The organism is Xanthobacter sp. BG11Y11_SDJG (genome assembly GCF_057364445.1).
This window is the reverse complement of sequence record NZ_JBNFNU010000237.1, coordinates 1-6,623: the sequence shown is the minus strand read 5'-3', so window position 1 is coordinate 6,623 and position 6,623 is coordinate 1. Positions and strand designations below refer to the sequence as shown.

The window sequence follows — 6,623 nt, the reverse complement described above, 5'->3', positions numbered from 1 at the left end:
CGTGCAGCGCCAAGCGCAGCAGACGCGAGCAGCGCGCGCTGCGAGCGCGAACGCCCGCCCGCAAGGCGGACCGCCGGTCCGGCCGGCGGCGCACGCCGCTGTTCTGGCGGATGTTCAGTGGGCGCTCCTGCTCGGGCTGTGGGCGTTGATGCGCGCTGGCCGGCCTCGTGGCCTACGAGGCCTCGAAGCTTCCGCCCATGCACACCTTGATGGTGCCGAAGCGCCCGCCCACCGTCACCATCCTCGCCGCCGACGGCAAGACGCTGGCGACGCGCGGCGACATGGGCGGCGTGGCGGTGCCGATCCGCGAGCTGCCGCCCTTCCTGCCCAACGCCTTCGTCGCCATTGAGGACCAGCGCTTCTACAGCCATTTCGGCCTCGATCCGGAGGGCCTCGCCCGCGCGCTGGTCACCAACATCACCTCCGGCCGGCTGCGCCAGGGCGGATCGACCTTGACCCAGCAGCTCGCCAAGAACCTGTTCCTGACCCAGGAGCGCACCGCCTCGCGCAAGCTCCAGGAACTGGTGCTGGCGCTCTGGCTGGAGGCGAAATACTCCAAGAGCGAGATCCTCGACCTGTATCTCAACCGGGTCTATTTCGGAGCCGGCGCCTATGGCGTGGAGGCGGCGGCGCAGCGCTATTTCGGCAAGTCCGCACGCCAGGTGACTTTGGCCGAGGCGGCCATGCTGGCCGGGCTGGTGAACTCGCCGTCCCGGCTTGCGCCCACGCGCAACCTCAAGGGCGCCCAGGCCCGCGCCGCTCTGGTGCTCGGCGCCATGCGCGATCAGGGCATGATCTCCCGGGACATGGCCCAGGCCGCGCTGGCCCGCCCCGCCCAGCTCGCGCGGCCCTCGGCGCCCGGCTCCAGCGGCTATGTGGCCGACTATGTGATGGACCAGCTCGAATCCTTCACCGGCGACGTGGTCGGCGACGTCACCGTGCGCACCACCATCGACCCGGCGCTCCAGCAGGCAGCCGAACGCTCCCTGGAAGACACGCTGGCGAAGTCCGGCGCGAAGTTCGGCGTCGGCCAGGGGGCGCTCGTCAGCCTCGACACGGACGGGGCGGTGAAGGCGCTGGTGGGCGGGCGCTCCTACGAGGACAGCCAGTTCAATCGCGCGGTGACCGCCAAGCGCCAGCCGGGTTCGGCCTTCAAGCCCTTCATCTACCTGACCGCGCTGGAGCATGGCCTCAGCCCCGACACGGTGCGCGACGACGCGCCGCTCCAGCTCAAGGGCTGGCGGCCGGAAAACTCGACCCACGACTATCGCGGCCCGGTGACGCTGGAGACCGCGCTCGCGCTGTCGCTCAATACCGTCTCGGTGCGGCTCGCGCTGGAGGTGGGGCCGAAGGCGGTGGTTCAGACCGCGCACCGGCTCGGCATCACCTCCAACCTCGAGCCCAACCCCTCCATCGCGCTCGGCACCTCGGAGGTGTCGGTGCTGGAACTGGCGAGCGCCTATGTGCCGTTCGCCAACGGCGGCATCGGCGTGATCCCGCACGTCATCGACGAGGTGCGCGGCGCCGACGGCAAGGTCATCTACCGCCGCGCCGCCTCCGGCCCCGGCCGGGTGCTCGACCCGGCCTATGCGGCGATGATGAACCGCATGCTGATCCAGACCCTGGTGATGGGCACGGCGCGCCGCGCCGATCTGCCGGGCTGGGAGGCGGCGGGCAAGACCGGCACCTCGCAGGACTATCGCGACGCCTGGTTCGTCGGCTACACGGCGCGCTACGTCACCGCCGTGTGGCTCGGCAACGACGACAGCTCGCCCACCAAGAAGGCCTCCGGCGCCAACCTGCCGGTGGAGATCTGGAGCCGCTACATGAAGAGCGCGCACCAGAACGTCCCGGTGGCGGAACTGCCGGGCGGGCTGCGGTCCGCCGGCTTCGGCAGCATCGGCTACGGCCAGCCGGGCGGCAGCCTCCTGCCGCCGGAGGGCCTGCCCGACGACCGCCCGCCCGCCGTGGTCGGCCAGATGCCGCAGCGCCAGGCGCCACAGGAACCCATGACGCTGGACCGCTGGTTCGTCGAAACATTCCTGGGGGGCGGACGGCGCTGACGCGCCCGGGATCGGGGACGGCGCGCTTGCGCCCAGCGGCGCGCTCGGGAATAAGCGGGGCATGATGTCTCAACCGAAAAGCCCGACCGCCTCCGCGCGCGCCAGGACGCCGCCGACGGCGCCGGCCCGCCGGCCGGCCCCTCCATCGAGCAGGGGCGGCTGCTGTTCGCCGCGCCGTGGGACTTCATCTCGGCCGCGCCCACCATCGAGACGCTGCCGCCCATGCAGGGCCTGGAGATCGCGCTCGCCGGGCGCTCCAATGTGGGCAAGTCCTCGCTCGTCAACGCGCTCACCGGCCGCAAGGCGCTGGCGCGCACCTCGGTGACGCCGGGCCGCACGCAGGAGCTGATCTTCTTCCGCGCCTCGCCCGAGCTGACGCTGGTGGACATGCCGGGCTACGGCTTCGCCAAGGCGCCGAAGGAGAAGGTGGAGGCCTGGACCCACACCATCCGCGCTTATCTGCGCGGGCGGGTGAACCTCGCCCGGGTGTTTGTGCTGATCGATTCCCGCCACGGCATCAAGCCGGTGGACGAGGAGATCCTGGACCTGCTGGACAAGGCCGCGGTGTCCTACGCCATCGTGCTCACCAAGGCGGACCAGGTGAAGCCCACCGCCTTGCCGCACGTGATCGCCGCCGTCGAGGAGAAGATCAGGAAGCGCCCGGCCGCCTTCCCGGTGGTGTTCCCACCTCCAGCAATACCGGGGCCGGCCTCGCCGAATTGCGCGGCGCGGTGGCGCGGCTCATCGCCGAACAGGGATAGCGGCGACGACCCGGCGTCCCGCTTCGGCGTTCGTCGGTCAAGCCGGAGGGCGACGGTTGGGAGAAGGGGGGAACGTCGGCGGAAGGCGATCGACGGCGGCAGGATACGCCGCCGCGTCCCGCAAAGCCCCCGTCATCCCCCGCCTTGTGCGGGGGATCCACTCAGCGGTCGGGCGGGCCCCGGTCGTTCGAGCGGCCCGACGCGGCCCGGTGGATGCCCCGGACGAGCCGGGGCATGACGGTGGGCAAAAAATCAAACAGGCGCTGAAGGAGAGGAAGCCGTGCGGCGGCCTGAAAAACCGCCGTCATGCTCCGGCTTGATCAGAGCAGCCCTGCACCCTCCCCATCCCCACATGGGGCCCGGTCGCAGCCTGGCCCTCCGGTCAAGCCGGGGGGCCAGGGGGAAAATCGGTGGAGCGGGGCCAGCGGCGCACTCAGCGGCGGGCGTGCTGCTCCTCCTGGATCAGCGCCTCGGTGGCGGCAATGGCGCCTTCCAATTCTGAGATCTTGCGCAGCATGCCGTCGGACGGCAGCGTCGAGCCCTTGGCGGCGGTGAGGATCAGATCGCGCTGTGCGGACTTCAGCCGATCGAGAAGGCCGGCCAGATCGGCCTCTGCCTGTTGCGGCATTTGGACATGAACTCCCGTAAAAATGACAAAAGCGGACGCAGCCCACGGCGCGCCCGCCCCGACCTCTCGCTGGACCTGGAATGCGGCAGGCTTCGTGCCCTGCAGAATGCGATCACGGGGAACGCACTCCCAAGGAACGCTCACGGGAACTGGCCGCGGCACGGTGACATCGCGGCGCGGGCGTCGCGATGTAAAGGTTTGGCTTGCGGGGATTCGCCCGGGCCAGAGACACACCGGAGAGGGCATCAAGGCCGAGGGGGCGAGGCACCCAGTGCATGCATCAGGCGGCCGGGCAAAGCGACCGGGCCTGATGCAGCTGCAATGCTCAGTCGGCGAGCTCGATGCCGCGCGCCTCAGGACCCTTCGGCCCCTGGCCCACCTGCACCACCACGCGCTGGCCTTCGGCGAGATCGCTGAGGCCCGAGCGGGAGATGACGGTGACGTGCACGAACACGTCCTTGCCGCCGCCTTCCACCGCGATGAAGCCGAACCCCTTGTCGGGATTGTACCACTTCACCGTGCCGACGCGCTCCTCGGTGGGGCCGGTGGCCGCACGCGGACCGCCGCCAGCGCCGCCCATGCGGGGGGCACCGCCGCCGCCGGACCGCGCCGAAGCTGCGGCGCGGAGGCGCCGCCTCGGCGGTGGAGGTGTCGACCTCGAGCACCTCGGTGACCTGGCGGCCCTTCTGGCCCTGGCCCACACGGACCGAGAGCTTCGAGCCGGGAGGCACGCTCTCCTGGCCCGCCGCCTCAAGGGCGCGGGCATGCAGGAACACGTCGCCCGAGCCGTCGGACAACTCGACGAAGCCGAAGCCCTTTTCCGGGTTGAACCACTTCACCGTCGCGTCGATCGGCGGACCGGACGGCATCGGTGCACTGAAGCTGCTGCTCGGCGAAGAGAACGCGCGGTCCCCGCCAAATCCGCGATCCCGCGGCGGCTGAAAATCGTCATCAAAGCCACGGCGGCGCGGCTCGCGGAAGTCTCGGTTACGGCTCATGTGTATTTCCGTTGAAGGTCAGTCGCCAATCCTGGCTAAGGGCCATCCACCACTGCGGGATTAATCTGCGTCCATCTGTGCAGTTTAGATTGCACTTCTCCGGCGACTTCAACGGCGCCTTCGCGTAACGCTCAAACCCCACCACCCGCTTCTTGCCTCGCAGCCTAATGGACATGGCCGGCTTGCAGTGCCCAAACTCAGCACCTGCGCACTCCGCCAGCCAAAAACGAGACTAACACAGTTCCGCTTCCTTTTGGTACATGAATGTTCGGTGCACGCGCGCCGCCCGCATCCTGGAAAGTTTGCCGGCTTATTCCACATTTCCGCTCGGCCCCGATTTTCCGAGACCGCTGCGCAAAGAGGCAGCCCATGACCTTTGCCGCGAACACGGCGCCCGCCCGCCCGCCCCGTCCCCAGCACCGGCGCGACGGCTTCGTGCCCAAGCTCGTCACCACCCTCATGCAAGGCTACCGCTTTGCCGACCTGCGCGCCGATGCGGTGGCCGGGCTCACGGTGGCCATCGTCGCCTTGCCGCTCGCCATGGCGCTCGCCATCGCGTCCGGCGCCTCGCCCGACAAGGGCCTCGTGACCGTGGTCGTGGCGGGCCTGCTGATTTCCGCCCTGGGCGGCAGCCGCTACCAGATCGGCGGGCCGACCGGCGCGTTCGTGGTGGTGGTCTTCAACGTCATCGCGCACCATGGTTATGACGGACTTTTGATCGCCACCCTCATGGCCGGGGCGATGCTGCTGGTGGCCGGCCTCACCCGGCTCGGCAACTTCATGCGCTACATCCCCGAGCCGGTGGTCACGGGCTTCACCGCCGGCATCGCGGTGATCATCTTCTCGAGCCAGGTGAAGGATTTTCTCGGTCTGCCCATGGCCCAGGTGCCGGCCGAGTTCCTGGACAAGTGGATCGCCATGGCCAAGGCTGCGCCCGGCCTGTCGCTCGCCACCACCGCGCTGTCGGTGGGCGCGCTGGCGCTAATCCTGGTGCTGCGCAAGGTGGCGCCCAAGGTGCCGGGCTTCCTCATCGCCGTGGTGGCGGGGGCGCTGGTGGTGCCGCTGCTCGGCCTCCAGGTGGAGACCATCGGCTCGCGCTTCGGCGGCATCTCCGGTGCCATTCCCGCTCCGCATTTGCCCGACGTGACCCTCGCCCGCATGTGGGAGCTGCTGCCCAGCGCCTTCACCATCGCCTTCCTCGCCGGCGTTGAGAGCCTGCTCTCGGCGGTGGTGGCGGACGGCATGACCGGCGGACGGCACCGGCCGAATGCCGAGCTGGTTGCCCAGGGCGTCGCCAATACCGCGTCAGCGCTGTTCGGCGGCCTCCCGGCCACCGGCGCCATCGCCCGCACCGCCACCAACATCCGCGCCGGCGCCCGCTCGCCCATGGCCGGGGTGCTGCATGCGGTGTTCGTGCTGGCGGTGATGCTGGCGCTGGCGCCGCTCGCCGCCTCGATCCCGCTCGCGAGCCTCGCCGCCATCCTCATGGTGGTGGCCTGGAACATGAGCGAGGTTGACCGCTTCCGCCACCTGATGTCGGCGCCCCTCGGCGACCGGGTGCTGCTCATCTCCACCTTCGTGCTCACGGTGGCGGTGGACCTCACGGTCGCCATCGCCACCGGCGTGGTGCTCGCCGCCGTCCTGTTCATGCACCGCATGGCGGAGACCGCCAGCGTCGCCCCGGCGGAGTTCGGCACCGGCGAGGAGCACGACGCGCGCGGCAACCTGCCGGCGGGGGTGGAGATCTTCCAGGTGAGCGGACCGCTGTTCTTCGGCGCCGCCGCGCGCTTCTCCGAGGTGCTTGAGAAGATCGGCCAGAAGCCGCGCGTGTTCGTGCTCGACATGACCGACGTGCCGATGATGGACGCAACCGGCGTCAACGCTCTGTCGAACTTCGCGCGCCAGTGCGCGGGCGGCGGCACGGCGCTGGTGGTGGCGGGGCTGAAGGGCCAGCCACGCACGGTGCTGGAGAAGATGGCGCACGGCGCGCCAGGCGCCCATCTCGACCTCGTCGCCAATATCGACCAGGCGCTGGCCCTGGCGCGCATCAAGGCCGAGGCCTGAGGCGGGAGCCGACATGACCTCCCCCGCCGATACGCCGGCCGCGCCGACAACGGCGGGCGCCATCGACGTTCCGAGCGGACGCCATCACGGCGCCGGCGCGCGGCGGACG

Annotated in this window: 4 protein-coding genes and 2 pseudogenes; 3 read left to right on the top strand and 3 right to left on the bottom strand. The window is 70.2% G+C overall.

Going from position 1 to position 6,623, the window contains the following annotated elements; all coding sequences use genetic code 11:
• Positions 1–167 precede the first annotated feature (167 nt).
• Together AC2W7M_RS17090 and yihA are read left to right on the top strand one after the other, a co-directional pair.
• Positions 168–2,063, top strand: a complete 1,896-nt coding sequence (locus AC2W7M_RS17090) for a transglycosylase domain-containing protein (protein WP_486133515.1) — start codon at positions 168–170, stop codon at positions 2,061–2,063.
• 144 nt (positions 2,064–2,207) lie between these two features.
• Positions 2,208–2,824, top strand: a pseudogene (gene yihA, locus AC2W7M_RS17085) (ribosome biogenesis GTP-binding protein YihA/YsxC).
• Between the two features lie 433 nt (positions 2,825–3,257).
• Here yihA and AC2W7M_RS17080 read toward each other — a convergent pair.
• The 3 genes and pseudogenes from AC2W7M_RS17080 to AC2W7M_RS17070 all read right to left on the bottom strand — a co-directional run.
• Entirely contained in the window at positions 3,258–3,452 is a 195-nt protein-coding gene (locus AC2W7M_RS17080; RefSeq protein WP_486133513.1) for a hypothetical protein, read from the bottom strand.
• Positions 3,453–3,777: 325 nt separating this feature from the next.
• Complete coding sequence (locus AC2W7M_RS17075) at positions 3,778–4,032, bottom strand: cold-shock protein (protein WP_245420515.1); 255 nt, start codon at positions 4,030–4,032, stop codon at positions 3,778–3,780.
• Positions 4,033–4,171: 139 nt separating this feature from the next.
• Positions 4,172–4,321 (bottom strand): annotated as a pseudogene (locus AC2W7M_RS17070) (cold-shock protein); the annotation flags it as partial.
• Between the two features lie 498 nt (positions 4,322–4,819).
• On the opposite strand from AC2W7M_RS17070, the gene AC2W7M_RS17065 reads away from it, so the two are divergent.
• On the top strand, positions 4,820–6,514 hold the full coding sequence (locus AC2W7M_RS17065; RefSeq protein ID WP_486133511.1) for a SulP family inorganic anion transporter: 1,695 nt from the start codon (positions 4,820–4,822) through the stop codon (positions 6,512–6,514).
• Positions 6,515–6,623 lie beyond the last annotated feature (109 nt).